General features: G+C 65.2%; 15 protein-coding genes, 1 tRNA gene and 1 pseudogene. 9 read left to right on the top strand and 8 right to left on the bottom strand.

Annotated elements, in window-relative coordinates:
* Positions 1 to 29: 29 nt before the first annotated feature.
* On the bottom strand, positions 30 to 551 hold the full coding sequence (locus tag ACOYR4_RS15915; protein ID WP_060987085.1) for a tripartite tricarboxylate transporter TctB family protein: 522 nt from the start codon (positions 549 to 551) through the stop codon (positions 30 to 32).
* Entirely contained in the window at positions 551 to 1,510 is a 960-nt protein-coding gene (locus tag ACOYR4_RS15920; RefSeq protein WP_015014956.1) for a Bug family tripartite tricarboxylate transporter substrate binding protein, read from the bottom strand. Before ACOYR4_RS15920 ends, ACOYR4_RS15915 begins: the two co-directional genes overlap by 1 nt.
* Positions 1,511 to 1,639: 129 nt before the next feature.
* Here ACOYR4_RS15920 and ACOYR4_RS15925 point away from each other — a divergent pair, with 129 nt between their 5' ends.
* From ACOYR4_RS15925 to ACOYR4_RS15935, 3 genes are read left to right on the top strand one after another with little or no spacing between them, the layout of a single operon-like run.
* The gene (locus tag ACOYR4_RS15925) at positions 1,640 to 2,323 is read left to right on the top strand and encodes a response regulator transcription factor (protein WP_060987090.1); all 684 of its coding nucleotides are present in this window, start codon (positions 1,640 to 1,642) and stop codon (positions 2,321 to 2,323) included.
* Positions 2,320 to 3,780, top strand: a complete 1,461-nt coding sequence (locus ACOYR4_RS15930; RefSeq protein WP_422847277.1) for a sensor histidine kinase — start codon at positions 2,320 to 2,322, stop codon at positions 3,778 to 3,780. Before ACOYR4_RS15925 ends, ACOYR4_RS15930 begins: the two co-directional genes overlap by 4 nt.
* On the top strand, positions 3,777 to 4,205 hold the full coding sequence (locus ACOYR4_RS15935; protein ID WP_422847278.1) for an RNA-binding S4 domain-containing protein: 429 nt from the start codon (positions 3,777 to 3,779) through the stop codon (positions 4,203 to 4,205). The genes ACOYR4_RS15930 and ACOYR4_RS15935 overlap by 4 nt, the downstream gene beginning before the upstream one ends.
* A gap of 104 nt (positions 4,206 to 4,309) precedes the next feature.
* On the opposite strand, the gene ACOYR4_RS15940 is transcribed toward ACOYR4_RS15935, so the two are convergent.
* The 6 genes from ACOYR4_RS15940 to cysS all read right to left on the bottom strand — a co-directional run bounded on the left by ACOYR4_RS15940 (position 4,310) and on the right by cysS (position 10,937).
* Positions 4,310 to 4,402: transfer RNA gene (locus tag ACOYR4_RS15940), tRNA-Ser, on the bottom strand.
* Between the two features lie 207 nt (positions 4,403 to 4,609).
* Positions 4,610 to 5,560 carry a tRNA lysidine(34) synthetase TilS gene (tilS, locus tag ACOYR4_RS15945; RefSeq protein WP_422847279.1) on the bottom strand — a complete coding sequence of 317 codons (951 nt, stop codon included), beginning with the start codon at positions 5,558 to 5,560 and terminating at the stop codon, positions 4,610 to 4,612.
* Between the two features lie 176 nt (positions 5,561 to 5,736).
* Positions 5,737 to 7,587, bottom strand: coding sequence for a methyl-accepting chemotaxis protein (locus tag ACOYR4_RS15950; protein ID WP_422847280.1), 1,851 nt, complete (start codon positions 7,585 to 7,587; stop codon positions 5,737 to 5,739).
* A 189-nt stretch (positions 7,588 to 7,776) separates the two neighbouring features.
* Positions 7,777 to 8,754: an acetyl-CoA carboxylase carboxyltransferase subunit alpha gene (locus ACOYR4_RS15955; RefSeq protein WP_015014962.1), complete on the bottom strand. Its 978-nt coding sequence runs from the start codon at positions 8,752 to 8,754 to the stop codon at positions 7,777 to 7,779.
* Between the two features lie 78 nt (positions 8,755 to 8,832).
* Positions 8,833 to 9,507 (bottom strand): DNA-3-methyladenine glycosylase family protein, encoded by a 675-nt coding sequence (locus ACOYR4_RS15960; RefSeq protein WP_295942934.1) that lies wholly within the window; start codon positions 9,505 to 9,507, stop codon positions 8,833 to 8,835.
* A 47-nt stretch (positions 9,508 to 9,554) separates the two neighbouring features.
* On the bottom strand, positions 9,555 to 10,937 hold the full coding sequence (cysS, locus tag ACOYR4_RS15965; RefSeq protein WP_422847281.1) for a cysteine--tRNA ligase: 1,383 nt from the start codon (positions 10,935 to 10,937) through the stop codon (positions 9,555 to 9,557).
* Between the two features lie 219 nt (positions 10,938 to 11,156).
* On the opposite strand from cysS, the gene ACOYR4_RS15970 reads away from it, so the two are divergent.
* The 6 genes and pseudogenes from ACOYR4_RS15970 to ACOYR4_RS15995 all read left to right on the top strand — a co-directional run bounded on the left by ACOYR4_RS15970 (position 11,157) and on the right by ACOYR4_RS15995 (position 16,855).
* The gene (locus ACOYR4_RS15970) at positions 11,157 to 12,263 is read left to right on the top strand and encodes a L,D-transpeptidase Cds6 family protein (protein WP_422847282.1); all 1,107 of its coding nucleotides are present in this window, start codon (positions 11,157 to 11,159) and stop codon (positions 12,261 to 12,263) included.
* Between the two features lie 124 nt (positions 12,264 to 12,387).
* The gene (locus ACOYR4_RS15975; protein ID WP_422849676.1) at positions 12,388 to 13,641 is read left to right on the top strand and encodes a L,D-transpeptidase family protein; all 1,254 of its coding nucleotides are present in this window, start codon (positions 12,388 to 12,390) and stop codon (positions 13,639 to 13,641) included.
* A pseudogene (locus tag ACOYR4_RS15980) lies at positions 13,638 to 14,207 on the top strand (peptidylprolyl isomerase); the annotation flags it as partial. The gene ACOYR4_RS15975 and the pseudogene ACOYR4_RS15980, both read left to right, overlap by 4 nt.
* Positions 14,208 to 14,643: 436 nt before the next feature.
* Positions 14,644 to 15,171 carry a peptidylprolyl isomerase gene (locus ACOYR4_RS15985; RefSeq protein WP_015014968.1) on the top strand — a complete coding sequence of 176 codons (528 nt, stop codon included), beginning with the start codon at positions 14,644 to 14,646 and terminating at the stop codon, positions 15,169 to 15,171.
* Between the two features lie 36 nt (positions 15,172 to 15,207).
* Positions 15,208 to 15,984, top strand: coding sequence for a UDP-2,3-diacylglucosamine diphosphatase (locus ACOYR4_RS15990; protein WP_422847283.1), 777 nt, complete (start codon positions 15,208 to 15,210; stop codon positions 15,982 to 15,984).
* 46 nt (positions 15,985 to 16,030) lie between these two features.
* The gene (locus ACOYR4_RS15995; protein ID WP_422847284.1) at positions 16,031 to 16,855 is read left to right on the top strand and encodes a zinc-dependent peptidase; all 825 of its coding nucleotides are present in this window, start codon (positions 16,031 to 16,033) and stop codon (positions 16,853 to 16,855) included.
* The last annotated feature ends 97 nt before the right edge of the window (positions 16,856 to 16,952 follow it).

The raw sequence follows: 16,952 nt of genomic DNA on the forward strand, positions 1-16,952 counted from the left end.
GCCGGGCTGCGACAGAGGATGGGGGGGCTTTACAGCCAGCCCGTTCCCGTCAGGCCCGGCAGGTTGATGGCGAGAAACTGCGTGAAGGCCCAGAACACAGGCGCCGAGATCGCCAGCCCGGTCAGCACATCCTTCACCCACGTGCCGACGGAGCCGGCTTGGGGCTGCCGTGCTGCGCGGCGGAGGCCTTGCACGGCCAGCACGTAGCAGATCGTGCAGCTCACGATGAAGCCCACGGTGCCAATCAATGCGGCGTTGACCAGAAGGCCCGCAGACACCCACACGAAAGAGCCGATATCGGCCTTGGGGTGCCCGCTGGCTTCGGACATCTCGCGGTAGCCGCCGGTGCGTGCCTCCCACACCAGCCACGCGCCGCAAATGGCCAGCACCACGGTACACAGCCACGGCAGGAAGTTGGGGCCGACGCCGCCGTAGCCGGCCTCGCCGGAAATCTGCAAGGCGCCGAAGGCCATGCCTCCGGCCACCAGCAGCACACCGGCGCCGACGATGGTCTGCGCGCGCGGCGATGGAATGGTGCTGCCTTCAGTCATCACACCATCCCGGACTTGACCATGGTGGCGCGCAGGCTGGCGAATTCCTGGTCCACGAAGCTGGCAAACGCATCGCCAGCCATCCACGCGGGGGTCCAGTCGTTCTTGGCCAGCGCCTCGCTCCAGGCCTTGCTCTTTGTGGCCTTCTCGATGGAGGCGATCAGCGCGTCACGCTGGGCCTTGTCGATACCGGGAGCACCGTACACACCACGCCAGTTGCCGATCTCGACGTTGATGCCCTGCTCCTTGAGCGTGGGCACCTCGACGCCCTTGAGGCGCTTGCCGGACGTGACCCCGATGGCCCGCATCTTGCCCGCAGCGATGTACTCGGCAAACTCGCTGTAGCCGCTGCCGCCGATGGTGACGTTGCCGCCCAGGATGGCGGCGGTTGCCTCGCCGCCCCCACGGAACGCCACGTAGTTGATCTTGGCCGGGTCCACACCCACTTCACGGGCAATCATGGCGGCTGCGATGTGCTCGGTGGAGCCGCGCGAGCCGCCACCCCATTTCACGCTGCCAGGATCCTTCTTGAGCTGGTCCACCACGTCCTTCATCGACTTGAAAGGCGAGTTGGAAGGCAGCACAAACACGTTGTATTCGCTGGTCAGGCGTGCCAGTGGCGTGACCTTGTCCAGACCCACCGGGGGCTTGCCCGTGATGATGCCGCCCAGCATCACCGCACCCATCACCATCACGGCATTCGGGTCGCCCTTGCTGCCGTTGACGAACTGGGCCAGGCCGATCGCGCCGGCGGCACCGCCCTTGTTGTCGTAGGTGACCGAGCTGGCAACCCCTGCGTCCTGCATTGCCTTGCCCAACGCGCGACCGGTGGTGTCCCAGCCTCCACCCGGGTTGGCAGGAATCATCATCTTGATGGCAGATGCCGTCTGGGCCGAGACGGGCAGCGCACCCGCTGCGGCCAGGGCGGCCAGGGATTTCAGAAAGGTATCGCGACGCATGGTGTCTGTCTCCTGATAAGGTTTGCGAACCGCCCGATGATGCGCGCGCTGCCTGTCAAACGGCTGTCCTCAGACTCAGGGAAAACACTCATGCGCGGGGCCCGGCGAGACGGTGCTATGGTGCCGCGCATGCAATTGCTCCTTGTAGAAGACGACCCCACCATGCAGGCCACGCTGCACCGCGCGCTGACCCGGCGCGGCATGGAAGTGACGGCCGTGGGCGACGGGCGCGCGGCTCTCAGCCAGTGGACCGCGCTGCAGCCCGATGCCGTCATCCTGGACCTGACCCTTCCCGGCCTGGACGGCCTGCAGGTACTGCAGCAGGCCCGGTCGCGCGGCCTGCGCACCCCCGTGCTCATCCTGACAGCGCGCGGCACCGTCGGCGACCGGGTGATGGGCCTGAACGCCGGGGCCGATGACTATTTGCCCAAACCTTTTGACCTGGACGAACTGGAGGCCCGTCTGCGCGCTCTGGTGCGCCGCAGCGCAGACCCCGCAGTGGCGCCCCTCGCCCCCAGCACCGTGCAGATCGGCGCCATCCGATACGACAAGGACAGCGGCGCCCTGTACCTCCACGGCGAGGTGATGGAGCTCACGCCGCGCGAGCTCGCTTTGATGCACGCCCTGCTGGCCCAGCCCGGCCATGCGGTGACCAAGGAAAGGCTGTATGAGCTGGTGTTTCCGGGCCAGCTGGACGTTCAGTACGAAGCCATCGAGGTCGTGGTGTACCGGCTGCGCAAAAAGCTGGCAGGCACGGGCCTGACCCTGATGACACTGCGCGGCCTGGGCTACCTGCTGCGGGCCGACACATGAGCCCCGAAGGCGTGCGCCACCACTCGCTAAGGCGGCGCCTGCTGCTGGGCATCTTGCTGCCGGTGGTGCTGTTCATAGGCTTCAACACCTGGAGCCTGTACCACCAGACCCTGGCATCCCTCAACACGGCCTACGACCGCACCCTGCTGGCATCTGCCAAGAGCATCAGCGAACAGCTGGATGTGAAGGGGTTTGACGAGGAAGCGCAGCTGCGCGCCATCGTGCCGTATTCCGCGCTGGAGGCCTTTGAAGCCGACAACCAGAGCCAGATGTTCTACCGCGTCTCGACCCTGAAGGGCGAGATGGTGTCGGGCTTTGAAGACCTGCCGATGTGGCACGGCCGCATCCCTGCCCGCCCGCCCTACGCTGCCTTGGTGGACTTTTACGACGACCGCTTTCGTGACCGCGATGTGCGCGTCGCCGTGCTGCTGCAGCCGGTGGCCAGCTCCCAGGGGCGGGCCATGGCGGTGATCCAGGTGGCCGAGACGCTGGAAGTGCGCGAAACCCTGGCCCTTCAGATCCTGCGCAACACCCTGCTGCGCCAGGCACTGCTGATCGCGGTGATCGCCTTCACCGTGGTGCTGGTGGTGCAGCGCGCCACCCAGCCCGTTCGCCAGCTCAGCCAGCAGCTGCAGGCCCGGCGCGAAGGTGACCTGAGCCCCATCGCCGCCCCGCTGGCCCCGCGCGAGCTGCAACCGCTGGTGGACGCAACCAACGAGGTCATGCAGCGCCTGCGCCACCTGCTGCGGCACCAGAAGCGCTTTGTGCGTGATGCATCGCACCAGTTGCGCACGCCGCTGGCCGTGCTCAAGACCCAGGTGCAGTCCGCCCTGCACGGCGATGTGGAGCCACAGCAAGCCCTGCACGAAATCAGCGACACGGTAGACCGCGCCACGCTGCTGGCCAACCAGATGCTGGCCCTGGCCAAGGTGGAGCAACTGCGCCAGCAAAGCGCGCCGCCCGCTACCCGGTTCGACGAGGTCCTGCGCGCAGTGGCGCTGGAAATCTCGCCCCTCATCGCCCAGCGCGACCTCGACTTCGGCATCCACACCGAGCCCGCTCTGGTGCAATCGCACGAATGGATGCTGCGCGAGCTGAGCCGCAACCTGCTGCACAACGCCGTGCGCCACGCACCACCGGGCAGCGAGCTGACCGTGGACCTGCGCAGCGACGGACGGCATGTGGCGCTCACCATCAGCGACCACGGCCCCGGCATTGATGACGAACTGGCGGCCCGCCTGTTCCAGCCCTTCTCGGCGGGCGACGTGCGCACCGGCAGTGGCCTGGGCTTGGCCATCTGCCATGAGATCGTGCAGGCGCTGGAAGGCAGCATCGTGCTGACCAACCGGGTCCAGGGCCACAAGGTGACCGGGCTGGATGCGGTAGTCCGCCTGCCACTTCCTGCGCCACTGACTGACAGCGCGCCGGCGATGCAGGCGGCACAATCTCATCCATGAACACGATGGAGACGATGCGGCTGGACAAATGGCTCTGGTGCGCCCGCTTTTACAAAACCCGGAGCCTCGCCACGGAAGAAATCGGCAAGGGCCGGGTCACCGTCAATGGCCAACTGGCCAAACCTGCCCGCGACCTGCGTTGCGGCGACACCGTGGCGCTGCGCCAAGGGCCCGTGGCACGCACGGTGCTCGTGCGGGGCCTGAGCGGCGCCCGGGGCCCCGCGCCTGTGGCCCAGCAGCTGTATGAGGAAACCCCTGACAGCATCGCCGCCCGCGAAAAGGCAGCGGAAATGCGCCGTCTGGCTCCCGAACCTGCAGCCACGCTGCAGGAAGGGCGCCCGACCAAACGCGACCGCCGCGAGATCGACAAGGTCCACAAAGGAAACGATTGGGGCAGCCGATGGAGTGCATCCATCGACGAGTGACCTGAGCGAGGAGCCTGACAGTTCGCAGGCGATGCCTGAAAGAACGGGGCGGCAGCAGGCGCCAAAGAAAAAGCCCCAAGCGCTTGAGCACTTGGGGCTTATCTTGGCGGAAACGGAGGGATTCGAACCCTCGATGAGGCTCTACACCCCATACTCCCTTAGCAGGGGAGCACCTTCGGCCACTCGGTCACGTTTCCAATCCCGCTATTATGCCTCATTTTGGACGGGGTCCCGCCGAGGTCAGCCTTTGCCAAACTACGCCGTGCTCCCGAAAACCATGGACGGGCTCCAGGGGCACTTCGTGCAAACCGCCAAGCGGTGAGTCTCCATAGCCTAGGGCGACACGCCCCATAAGATAACGAACACCCGCAGCACAGTTGCCGCCCGGCCAAGTCAGACGCCGCCTAGGGTTTCAGCCAATCCAGCGTAGTGCCCGAGCGCACCACAAAGCCGCTGCCTACCTTGATACGGATCTGGTGGCCCCGCGTGGAGCAGGCGCTGATTTGACTCAGCAGCTCGCTCAGCTGTGCGGCCGTCGGGGTTGTCAGGTGGGTGTGGCGCAGCCAGTGGCGCAGCACGTTGGCCTGGCGGGCGCGACTGAGCATTTGCAGGGCCTTGATCTCCGGGGGCTGGCCTACCTGCAACAGGTCTTGCTGGGCCAGCTCTTGCAGCAGTTCTGCCGCCCGGGCGGCGTTGGCCGCTGACCGCGCGAAGGTCTCCCGAAAGGACGGGAATGCAGCCTCGAGAACCGGGAGCAGTTGCGCCCTGATGCGGTTGCGGGTGTAGCGCTCGTCGCGGTTGGTGGGGTCTTCCACCCACGCTTGGCCCTGCGCCTTCAACCACTGGCGCACATCCGACGCGGCCACCTGCAGCAAAGGACGATGCCAGACCAGCCCTCCCCGCTCCCACTGGGCCGGCATGGCGGCAAGGCCCGCGACGCCCGCTCCGCGCGACAGGGCCAGCAACAGGGTTTCGACCTGGTCATCGGCGTGCTGTGCGATTGCTATGGATTGAATAGCACCCAAGACATGATCTTCTAGCGCTACAGCCGTCAAAGCCTGGTATCTGGCTTGCCGGGCAGCATCCTCCGGGCTCTGACCGGGCGCTGGGCGCGCATCCAGCCTCTGCACGCGCAAAGGCACACCCAGCTGGCCGCACAAGGCCACGCAATGCTGCTCAAATCCGTCGGCAGCCGCCTGCAGCCCATGGTGTACGTGGATGGCCAACACCTGCCCCGGCCAGCGGTGCGCACAGGCCAGCAACAACGCGGTCGAGTCCGCTCCGCCGCTCAACGCCACCGCCAGAGGTAAGGCGGGCGCGAAAGCTTGCAGGGCGACGTCCATGGATTGAGTCATGGCGCCTGGCCCCCAGGCGCTGAAGGCCCAGCGCTCGGACCAGCAGCCATTGGAGTCAACTCACGGCTACAAGCATCTGGACAGGGGCAACAGTTCATGGGCGCCGATTATCACGGGGCCCCGTTCTCCGGCAGCAAGGTGCACTAGGGGCGCCGCGACGCCCCGACCCTTGCGACTCAACCGCCCGGCGGGGACAGCCGTGGCGAAACGTGGGCAGAATCGGTGGACAGGCGGAAGGTACCCACCACCTCCGACAGCCGCACCGACTGATCCTTCAGACTCTGCGCCGCTGCAGCGCTCTCTTCCACCAGCGCTGCGTTCTGCTGGGTCATCTGGTCGAGTTGGGCCACGGCCTGCCCCACCTCGTTGATGCTGGTGCTCTGCTCGTTGGTGGACGCGGTGATCTCGGCCATGATGTCCGTCACGCGCTGCACCGAGGTCACGATGTCGGTCATCGTGGTGCCTGCGTCGTGCACCAGCCGCGAGCCGTTTTCCACCTGCTCGACCGACGTATTGATCAAGGTCTTGATCTCGCGGGCCGCTTCGGCACTGCGCTGGGCCAGACTGCGCACCTCACCCGCCACCACCGCAAAGCCCCGGCCCTGCTCGCCTGCGCGCGCGGCCTCCACCGCTGCGTTGAGCGCGAGGATGTTGGTCTGAAACGCAATGCCGTCGATCACGCCGATGATGTCGTTGATCTTGCGCGAGGCCGCATTGATCTGGTCCATGGTGGTCACTACATTGCCCACCACCTGACCACCGTGCTGCGCGACGCTGGAGGCCTGGGCGACCAGCTGGTTGGCCTGCCGCGCAGAGTCTGCGTTGTGCCGCACCGTTTCGGTCAGCTGCTGCATGGAGGCCGAGGTCTGCTGCAAGCTGGATGCCGTGAGTTCAGTGCGCCCGCTCAGGTCGTGATTGCCGGTGGCGATCTCTTCGGCGGCCACACGCACCGAACTGCTGGCGTCCCGGATCTGAGCCAACACCCCCGAGAGCTTGCCGGCAAAACTGTTGAAGCTGCCGGCGATCTGGGCCAGTTCATCCTCGCCGTGCGCGTCAATGCGGCGTGACAGGTCGCCGTCGCCCGCGCCGATTTCGTGCATGGCATCGCGCACCAGCGTGAGCTGGCGCAGACGCCGGGTGAGCACCACCCCCAGCAACGCCACGGCCACGACCAGCACCAGCACACTGGAGATCAGCGATGTGGCCAACATGGCGCGGATCGGCGCCATGGCTTCGCTCTCGTCCAGGGCCACGACCAGCATCCAGGACGTGCCAGCGATCGGCACCACACTCAGCAGGCGGCTGCGCCCGGCGATGTCGGTCGGCAGCAGTCCTTTGTTCTTGGCAGCAGCCAGCAGCGGCTCGATCGCGAGGTCTTTGGAGAGTTCAGTGATGGGCTTGAGCGTGAGCCCCTGGTCTTTGTGGGCAATGATCTTGCCGTCCGCGGACACCAGAAAGGCAAAGCTTTGCGGCGTGGGCTGGATGGACGCGACATTGGCCACGACCGATTCCATGTACACATCCCCGGCAGCCACCCCCTTGAGTGCGGAGCCCGCACCCACCGGCGTCGCAAAGGTCACCACCAGTTTCTGGTCGGAGGCCGAGATGTAGGGCGGCGTGACCACGGACGTGCCAGCCTGGGCAGCCTGCTTGTACCAGGGGCGTGCAGTGGGGTCGTAGTCGGCGGGGAGGTTGCGGGCTTCGGAGAAAACGTACTTTTTGTCTGCGTAGCCAAAGTACGCCGTGCTGAACTTGCCCGCATCACGCAGCATGGCCAGGGACTTGGCGGGCTCTGGCTCTTCAAACGCGGCGATGGAGGCCGCGATGATGCCCGCCTTCGCGCGGGTCCACTCTTCGATGGCCTCCGCATGGCTCTTGGCGGTGGCCTGCCCCTCCTCTGCCAACGCCACCCGCGCTTGTGCGCGGGCGGAGAAATAGTTGACCAGCGTGAGCACCAACAGGGCTGCCACCATACAGGCGGCAGACACCACCAGGATCTGGCCCTTGAGCGTCTTCAGAAGCGACATGGAGCACCCCTTCAACCGCCCGCGCAGGCGGTGTTCGAAGATGTTACATCCGGTAGCAGTCTGCGCGCCAGAGGGGAAACAGGCGCCGCGTGAACGATTCGGCGCCAAAAACAACAACGACCCCGAAGGGTCGTTGAAAGCGCACCGGACTGGTGCAAAAGCCCCGGCCAGCGCCGGGTTCAAGGCTGCTCAGCGAGCGTCTGCCTTGGTGTCGCTGAAGCGGCCGTAGCTCTGCAGGCGCTCGTAGCGGCGGTCCAGCAGGTCCTTGGTCTTGAGGTCTGCCACCTGGCGGAAGGCATCACCCAAAGCGCGTTTGAGGAAGGCTGCCATCTGCTTGTGGTCACGGTGGGCGCCGCCCACGGGCTCGCTCACGATCTTGTCCACCAGGCCCAGGGCCTTGAGGCGGTGGGCGGTGATGCCCAGGGCGTCGGCCGCCTCTTGCGCCTTCTCACTGGTCTTCCAGAGGATGGACGCGCAACCTTCGGGGCTGATGACTGAGTAGATGGCGTACTGCAGCATCACGACCTGGTCGGCCACACTGATGGCCAGGGCGCCGCCGGAGCCACCTTCGCCGATGATGGTGGTGATGATGGGCACTTCGAGCTGCGCCATCTCGAAGATGTTGCGGCCGATGGCTTCGGACTGACCGCGTTCCTCGGCATCGATGCCGGGGTAGGCGCCGGGCGTGTCCACAAAGGTGAACACGGGCAGCTTGAACTTCTCGGCCGTCTTCATCAGGCGCAGGGCCTTGCGATAGCCCTCGGGCTTGCTCATGCCGAAGTTGCGCATAGCGCGCTCCTTCGTGTCACGGCCCTTCTGGTGGCCAATGACCATGCAGGCGTGCCCGTTGAAGCGGGCCAGGCCACCCACGATGGACAGGTCATCCGCATAGTGGCGGTCGCCGTGCAGCTCGACGAAGTCGGTGAAGATGTCGCGCACGTAGTCGAGCGTGTAGGGGCGCTCGGGGTGGCGGGCGATCTTGGTGATCTGCCAGGGCGACAGTTCGCTGTAGATGTCTTTGGTGAGCTGCTGGCTCTTTTTGCTCAGCTGGTCGATCTCTTCCGAGATATCGACGGCACTCTCGGTCTGCACGTAGCGCAGTTCTTCAATTTTGGACTCCAGCTCGGCGATGGGCTGCTCGAAATCCAGAAAGGTCTTTTTCGCCAACGTTTTTCTCCTTGGGGATCGCACCCGGCGGGGTTGCCACGAATGGCACGCACTGTAACCGGCGTGCCTGTAGTGGTGTCAATAGGTTACAGGCAGGGGGTCCAGAGACCGCCAAATATACCAAGTCGCGACGCTGCACCAGGGCTTCCAGGCCTCGGCCACCTCGCGGGCGTCGCTGCGGCTCACCGGGTCGCCAGAGAAGTAATTCTGGCTGATCCCGCTGATCAACCCCGGGTCGTCCAGGGGCAAAACATTGGGCCGCATCAAATAGAAGATCAAAAACATCTCGGCCGTCCAGCGGCCAATGCCCCGGATGGCCACCAGCTCGGCAATGATGGCCTCGTCGTCCATGGCGGCCCAGTCCTTGACGTGCAGCTTGCCGCCCTCAAAGTGCATGGCCAGGTCCACCAGGTAGTCCACCTTGCGGGCCGACAGGCCTGCGGCCCGCATGTCATCGATCTTGAGCTTGAGCACGCTGGCGGGCTTCAGGCCGCGCGGCAGCAGCGCCACAAAACGCTCCCACACGGCCTGCGCTGAAGCCACGGACACCTGCTGGCCCACGATGGACCGCGCCAGGGTGATGAAGGGGTCGCCCTTGGTTTGCAGCGCGGCGTCGCCAAACTGCGGGATCAGGCGCTTCATCACCCGGTCTTTTTTCACCAGGTGCTTACAGGCCTCGGCCCAGTAGTCGGGCGTGGCCAGCACCAGTGGCGGCGCCGCGGCGTCGCTTGCTATCTTTTTAGAAGCTGCCACCGCTTATTCCACCTGCACTACTGGCATATTTGGCTTCAAAACCATGCTCATTGGGCGGCTTCCCAAGTGGTACCGGCGGCAGAGTCCTTGAGCACGATGCCCTGGGCCAGCAAGTGGTTGCGGATGCGGTCGGCCTCGGCAAAGTTCTTGGCCGCCTTGGCTGCGGCCCGGGCGGCAATCTGCGCCTGAATCTCGGCCTCATCCACCCCCGCAGCACCCGACTGAAGAAACGCTTGCGGGTCGCCCTGCAAGATGCCCAGGCAACCACCCAGCGCCTTCAGCAGCCCGGCCAGCTCTGCAGAGCGGGTCTTGTTGACCTCGCTCGCCAGGTCGAACAGCACGGCCACCGCCTCGGGCGTGCCAAAGTCCTCGTCCATCGCAGCCTTGAAGCGGGCTGCGAAGGGGCTGGTCCAGTCGATGGACGCCACCTGCGCCGGGGTCACCAGGCTGAGGGCCGTGTACAGACGCTTGAGCGCCTGGCGTGCGTCGTCCAGGTGGGCATCGCTGTAGTTCAGCGCGCTGCGGTAGTGGGCCCGCACGATGAAAAAGCGCACCGTCTCGGCGTCATAGTTCTTGAGCACGTCGCGGATGGTGAAGAAGTTGCCCAGGCTCTTGGACATCTTCTCGTTGTCCACCCGCACAAAGCCGTTGTGCACCCAGAATTTGGCCAGCGGCTTGCCCGTGGCGCCTTCGCTCTGTGCGATTTCGTTCTCGTGGTGGGGGAATTGCAGATCCGCGCCGCCACCGTGGATGTCGAAGGTTTCGCCCAGCGTGGCGCAGCTCATGGCCGAGCATTCGATGTGCCAGCCGGGGCGGCCCGCACCAAAAGCGCTGTCCCACTTGGCCTCGGGCGGCTCCTCGGGCTTGGCGGACTTCCACAGCACAAAGTCGAGCGGGTCTTCCTTGCCGTCCAGCACGGCCACCCGCTCGCCAGCGCGCAGCTCGTCCAGCGACTTGCCCGAGAGCTTGCCGTAGCCATCGAACTTGCGTACCGAGTAGTTCACATCCCCGTTGCTCGCGCGGTAGGCCAGGCCTTTGCCTTCGAGCTGACCGATCAGCGAGAGCATCTGCGGCACGTATTCAGTGGCACGCGGCTCCACCGAGGGTGGCTCGATGCCCAAAAGGCCGATGTCCTGGTGCATCGCAGCAATCATCTCGTCGGTGAGCTGGCGGATGGTGATGCCCCGCTCCAGCGCGCGCTTGATGATCTTGTCGTCGATGTCGGTGATATTGCGCACGTAGGTCACGCGCAGGCCGCTGGCCTTGAGCCAGCGCTGCACCACGTCAAACGCCATCATCATGCGGGCGTGGCCGATGTGGCACAGGTCGTAAATGGTCATGCCGCACACATACATGCGCACATGGCCAGGTTCGAGCGGGGAAAAGTCCTCCAATGCACGCGACAGCGTGTTGTAGATGCGCAAACTCATGGGATTTCAGTAACGGGAGACTTGATGGGGGTGGGTGAGCGCCTGAGACTCACCCGGCAGCAGCGGAACTCAGCCCTGGGAAGGGGGTGGCCCGGCAAGGGGCGTCCAGCAAAATCACCAGCGGCAACAGCGTACCGTCATGACAACCCCCTCAGCTACAATCCGCCGCAGTATAAGCCCCCGCCCGGGCTGGCTGCCGCCCAACTCCTTTGTACCCCCATGAAGCAAGTCCGACGCACACTCCCACGCCTCCTGCGCCTTCTGGCACTGACCGCCCTGATGGGCACGGGTGTGGTCCACGCGGACGACTATGCCGACATCACCCAGCTGCTCAAGGCGGGCAAGGCGTCCGAGGCGCTGGCCAAGGCCGACCAGCGCCTGGCTGCCAACCCGCGTGACCCCCAACTGCGCTTCTTGCGCGGCGTGGCCCAGACGGACTCGGGCAAGCAGGCCGACGCCATCGCCACCTTCACCAAGCTCACCGAAGAGTACCCTGAGCTGCCCGAGCCCTACAACAACCTGGCCGTGCTGTATGCCAACCAGAATCAGCTGGACAAGGCCCGCACAGCGCTGGAAATGGCGATCCGCACCAACCCCAGCTACGCCACCGCGCAGGAAAACCTGGGCGACATTTACGCCAAGCTGGCCAGCCAGGCCTACAACAAGGCGCTGCAGCTGGATGCCAACAACGCCAACTCCGTCAAACCCAAGCTGGCGCTGATCCGCGAGCTGTTCTCCAACGAGCCCGGCAGCAAGGCCGGTCGCCCTGCCGCCGCCGCACCAGCCCCCGCCGTGGTGGTGACCCAGCGTCCCGCAGCCGCTCCTGCGCCCACGCCAGCCCCCGCCCCTGTAGCGGCTGCACCAGCGCCGGCCACCCCGGCTCCGGCACCTGCCCCGACTCCAGCGCCTGCGGCCGCCCCGGCACCAGCGGCCAGCACTGCCGCGGCGCCCGCGCCGGCCCCTGCCGCAGCAGCGGCGGCTGACGCGTCCACCCAGGCGGTGACCGCCGCCGTTCAGGCTTGGGCAGCAGCCTGGGCCGCCAAGGACATGAAGGCTTATCTGGGCGCCTACGACAAGTCGTTCGACCCGCCAGGCCGCCAGGGCCGTGCTGTCTGGGAGAAGGAGCGCGAGGCGCGCATCGTCGGCAAGTCCAAGATCAGCGTGAAGCTGTCCGACATCAACGTGTCGGTGCAAGGCGACAAGGCCACCGCCCGCTTCCGCCAGGCCTACAGCGCTGATTCGCTGAACGTCAGCAGCCGCAAGACCTTGGACCTGGTTCACAACAACGGTCGCTGGACCATCGTCCGCGAATCCACGGGCGGTTGACCATGCTCCCCGAGGCGGCGCCTGCGCCTTCCGCGCGGGCTTTTTTTTTGCCCCAGCGCACAGCTGATTGATGTTTCGCATGTTCGTGCCCCTGACCTCCCCGGGCCGCCGGGCCGCATCGGCGATGCTGTTGCTGCTGGGCATCTCGCTGGCCACGCCCGCCCTGCCGCAGGGCGCCAAGGCACGGCGTGCGGCCGCTGCGCACGCAGCATCCACCACGCCCCCTGTCGCCCCCGCGCCGGCAGAGCTGCGCGACGGCCAGGCGGAGGCCCGCCTTATGGCGGTCTACAAGCTGGTAGCCGAAGGGCGCGGGCGGGAAGCCCTGGCCCAGGCCGAAAGCCTGGCGCGCGATTACCCCAACTTCCAACTGGCCCAACTGGCCGTAGGCGACCTGCTGATGTCGCGCACGCGCCCGCTACGGCACCTGGGCGATGTGGCCCCCGAGCCAGACTCGGCCCGCAGCATCCAGGCGGCAGCGGCGCTGGCCGAGCTGCGCACCGAATCGCGCCAGCGTGTGGATGCGCAACGCAGCCGCCCCCCCGCCAACGCCATCCCCGCGCAGTTCCTGGAGCTGTCGCCCCGCTCGCGCCACGCCATTGCGGTGGACACCTCGCGCTCGCGGCTGTACCTCTTTGAAAACACCGCGCAGGGCCTGCGGCTGGTGGCCGACTATTACGCCTCCGTGGGCAAGCTCGGTATCGAAAAAGAGGTGGAAGGCGACCAGCGCACGCCGCTGGGTGTGTATTTCATCACCAGCCGCCTGGACCCGGCCAAGCTCAAGGACTTCTACGGCGCGGGCGCCCTGCCCATCAACTACCCCAACCCGCTGGACCAGAGCCGGGGCAAGACCGGCAGCGGCATCTGGCTGCATGGCACGCCGCCCGACCAGTTCTCGCGCGCGCCCCTGGCCACCGACGGCTGCCTGGTGCTGGCCAACCCCGACCTCGAACGCATCCTGCGCACGGTGGAGCCCCGCTCCACCCCCGTGGTCATTGCGCGGCAACTGCAATGGGTGCCGCCCCACAGCGTGGCCGCCGACCGCAAATCGTTCGACGCGGTGCTCAATGCCTGGCGCACCGCCAAGACGGAAGGGGACATGAAGCGCCTGCTGGGCTTTTATGCGTCCGACTTCCAGAGTTACCGCAAGAAGCCGCTGGACGAATGGACCCAGGTGCTGCAGGCCGAGGCCCGCGCCCTCAAGGGACGGGAACTCCAGCTCAAGGACAAGTCTTACCTGCGGTGGACAGACTCGGCCGACACCATGGTGGTAACGTTCGGCGAAGTCGCCGAAGGCGCACGCACGGGGCCGGTCAAGCGCCAGTACTGGACGCGCCGCGGCCAACAATGGCAGATCTTTTTCGAGGGAGTGATTGGATGATTTCCAGAAGAAATTCGACCGTAGCGCTGGCAAGCATTGCCCTGGCCGCTATGTTTACAGTAGCACCCGTACAGGCGCAAGATGCTCCCAAGGTCAAGCTGGCCACGTCGATGGGTGACATCGTGGTGCAGCTCGATGCGGCCAAGGCTCCCAAGACGGTCGAGAACTTCCTGGCCTATGTGAACAGCAAGCACTACGACGGCACGATCTTCCACCGTGTGATCGACGGCTTCATGATCCAGGGCGGCGGCTTCACCCCCGACATGCAGCAAAAGCCCACCAAGGCACCCATTCCGCTCGAAGCCAAGAACGGCCTCAAGAACGACACCTACACCATCGCCATGGCGCGCACCGGTGATCCCAACTCGGCAACGTCTCAGTTCTTCATCAATGTGAAGGACAACGCCATGCTCAATGCCCCCAGCCCCGACGGCTACGGCTATGCCGTGTTCGGCAAGGTGGTAGAAGGCACCGCCGTGGTGGACAAGATCAAGGCTGTGGCCACCGGCAACAAGGGCCCGCACCAGAACGTGCCCACCACACCCGTCTACATTATTTCTGCTTCCTCAGACACGGCTTCACAAGCGACTTTCCCGGAAAATCAGTATCAAACACTGGAAAAAAATGGAAAAACTGAGGTTACAGGGCAGGCATTTCTCAAAACTCGAGGAGGCGATGTGAAGTATGCGGCCGGAAATAAGGTTTTTCTGGAACCAGCAACACCTTTCGCAAAAGAATATTACAAAAATCAATCGCACTACCCATATCCACTCACTACACATAATGTAAAGGCTGCCGCTTACACCCGAGATACAACCGCAGATGCTCAGGGACGTTTTACTTTTAAAAATATACCGACTGGCGAGTATTTCATAGTCACATCTGTAACCTGGGAGGTGGCTGGAAAAACTCAAGGTGGCACGCTGATTAAACTCATCAACGTAAAAAATGAATCCTCTCTAAATTTCATATTGTCAGAATAATTAATTAAGGAATCAAATTATGAGCAATCCACAAGTTGAACTCCACGTGACCATCAACGTGGCCGAAACCGCCACCCAAGGCGTGATCACCCTGGAACTGGACGCCGAGAAAGCCCCCAAGTCCACCGCCAACTTCCTGAGCTATGTGAACAGCGGCTTCTACAACGGCACCGTGTTCCACCGCGTGATCAAGAACTTCATGATCCAGGGCGGGGGCATGACGGCCGACATGAAGCAAAAGGAAACCCAGGCCCCCATCGAGAACGAAGCCAAGAACGGCCTGAAGAACGACAAGTACACCGTGGCCATGGCCCGCACTGGCGACCCCCACAGCGCCACCGCGCAGTTCTTCATCAACACGGTGGATAACGCCTTCCTGAACCACAGCTCGCCCACCGCACAAGGCTGGGGCTACGCCGTGTTCGGCAAGGTCGTGAAGGGCCAGGACGTGGTGGACGCCATCAAGGCCGTGCGCACCACCCGCAAGGGCTTCCATGACGACGTGCCTTTCGACGCCGTCGTGATCGACAAGGCCGTGGCCCTGTAAATCCACCGCCTGATCCGGGCCTTGACTGCCGCCCCGTTGACGACCGTGCCCCCGTTCGAGGAGCTTGTTGCTCCACCGTACTGGCGCACGGTCGATTTCATTTCGGACCTGCACCTGCAGGCCAGCGAGCCCGCCACGGTGGCTGCGTTCCAGCAGTATCTGGAGAGCACTCCGGCAGACGCCCTCTTCATCCTGGGCGACCTGTTCGAGGTGTGGGTGGGCGACGATGCCCTGCGCGAGCCCGGCAGCTTCGAGGCCCAGGGTTGCGCACTTCTGCGGGCCGCCACGCAGCGCCTGCCGGTGTACTTCATGCACGGCAATCGCGATTTTCTGGCGGGCCCTGACTTCCTGGCCGCGTGCGGCATCACCGGCCTGGCAGACCCCACAGTCCTGGTCTTTGGCGGCCAGCGGTATGTCCTGAGCCACGGCGACCTGCTGTGCCTGGACGATGTGGACTACCAGCGTTTTCGCCTGCAGGCCCGCAGTGCCGACTGGCAGCAGCAGTTTCTGACCCAGCCCCTGGCCAAGCGCCGCGTGCAGGCGCGTGGCATCCGCCAGGAGAGCGAGGCCAAAAAACAATCCGGCGCCAGCTATGCCGATGTGGACGGCCCCGCCGCCGTCGCCTGGCTGCAGGCCGCTGACGCACACACCCTCATCCACGGCCACACCCACCGGCCTGCCCAGCATGTGCTGGCCCCTGGGCTGCAGCGCGTGGTGCTGAGCGACTGGGATGCTGCGGCATTGCCCCCCCGTCTGGAAACACTGCGTTTGTCCAGCACGGGCTTGGAACGGCTGTCCTTGGCCCCCAAGTAACAGCGGTCATGAACTGAGCGGGCTCACCTCCCGCAGCCCGATCGCCATGCCCCCCTTGCTCAACCGCCTCTGGCGCCGCGTGCGCGCCACCGTGGCCCCGGTGCCGGACCTCTCCGCCACGCTGTGGCTGCAGACCGTGCAGCGCTACCCGTTTCTGGCCGCGCTGTCGCTGCACGACCAGGCCAAACTGCGCGTGCTGAGCGCCCTCTTCTTGCACCACAAGGAATTCCACGGCGCCCATGGCCTCACGGTGACCGACGCCATGGCCATCGACATTGCCGCGCAGGCCTGCCTGCCCCTGCTGCACTGGGGCGACCCCGCCAAGGCACTCGACTGGTACGACGATTTTGTGGGCATCGTGCTGCACCCTGGCGAAGCCGTGGCCCGCCGCCAAACGATGGACGAGGCAGGAGTGGTGCACGAGCACACCCAGGTGCTGCTGGGCGAGGCCATGGAGCGCGGCCCCATCATGCTCAGCTGGCAGCATGTGAGCAACGCCACCGAGAACACGGCGCGCGGACACAACGTGGTGGTGCACGAGTTCGTGCACAAGCTCGACATGAAGAACGGCCAACCCAACGGCTGCCCGCCCTTGCCCGCAGGCTTTATGGGCGCACGCACCGGCCGTGCGGCGTATGAGGCGTGGTGGGCAGCCTGGGAGCCCGCCTACGAACAGTTTCGCGAGCGCGTGATCATGGCCGAGCGCTTCGGCGCCGAACGGCCCTGGCTGGACGCGTACGGCGCCACCTCGCAGTCCGAGTTCTTTGCGGTGGCCTGCGAGGCGTACTTTGTGAACCGCGAACGGTTTGCCCAGGAGTTTCCGGGATTGATGCCAGTGCTGGATGCGTTCTTCCATCGCCCTGCGGGCTGAGCGTAGCCGCATGCGTGGGAGCCCACGCCCCTCATAGAATGATTGGAGTCGCAGCGCCCGCCGCCGCCGGTATATGCAAGCGCAGTCACTCAGACTG

The organism is Acidovorax sp. M14, from assembly GCF_049331375.1.
Classification (GTDB): Bacteria; Pseudomonadota; Gammaproteobacteria; order Burkholderiales; family Burkholderiaceae_C; genus Acidovorax.

Bases quoted from the DNA above. Each gene is read 5' to 3' on its own strand.
- ACOYR4_RS15915 (WP_060987085.1), bottom strand. From the start codon at position 551: ATGACTGAAGGCAGCACCATTCCATCGCCGCGCGCGCAGACCATCGTC.
- ACOYR4_RS15920 (WP_015014956.1), bottom strand. From the start codon at position 1,510: ATGCGTCGCGATACCTTTCTGAAATCCCTGGCCGCCCTGGCCGCAGCG.
- ACOYR4_RS15925 (WP_060987090.1), top strand. From the start codon at position 1,640: ATGCAATTGCTCCTTGTAGAAGACGACCCCACCATGCAGGCCACGCTG.
- ACOYR4_RS15930 (WP_422847277.1), top strand. From the start codon at position 2,320: ATGAGCCCCGAAGGCGTGCGCCACCACTCGCTAAGGCGGCGCCTGCTG.
- ACOYR4_RS15935 (WP_422847278.1), top strand. From the start codon at position 3,777: ATGAACACGATGGAGACGATGCGGCTGGACAAATGGCTCTGGTGCGCC.
- tilS (WP_422847279.1), bottom strand. From the start codon at position 5,560: ATGACTCAATCCATGGACGTCGCCCTGCAAGCTTTCGCGCCCGCCTTA.
- ACOYR4_RS15950 (WP_422847280.1), bottom strand. From the start codon at position 7,587: ATGTCGCTTCTGAAGACGCTCAAGGGCCAGATCCTGGTGGTGTCTGCC.
- cysS (WP_422847281.1), bottom strand. From the start codon at position 10,937: ATGAGTTTGCGCATCTACAACACGCTGTCGCGTGCATTGGAGGACTTT.
- ACOYR4_RS15970 (WP_422847282.1), top strand. From the start codon at position 11,157: ATGAAGCAAGTCCGACGCACACTCCCACGCCTCCTGCGCCTTCTGGCA.
- ACOYR4_RS15975 (WP_422849676.1), top strand. From the start codon at position 12,388: ATGCTGTTGCTGCTGGGCATCTCGCTGGCCACGCCCGCCCTGCCGCAG.
- ACOYR4_RS15985 (WP_015014968.1), top strand. From the start codon at position 14,644: ATGAGCAATCCACAAGTTGAACTCCACGTGACCATCAACGTGGCCGAA.
- ACOYR4_RS15995 (WP_422847284.1), top strand. From the start codon at position 16,031: ATGCCCCCCTTGCTCAACCGCCTCTGGCGCCGCGTGCGCGCCACCGTG.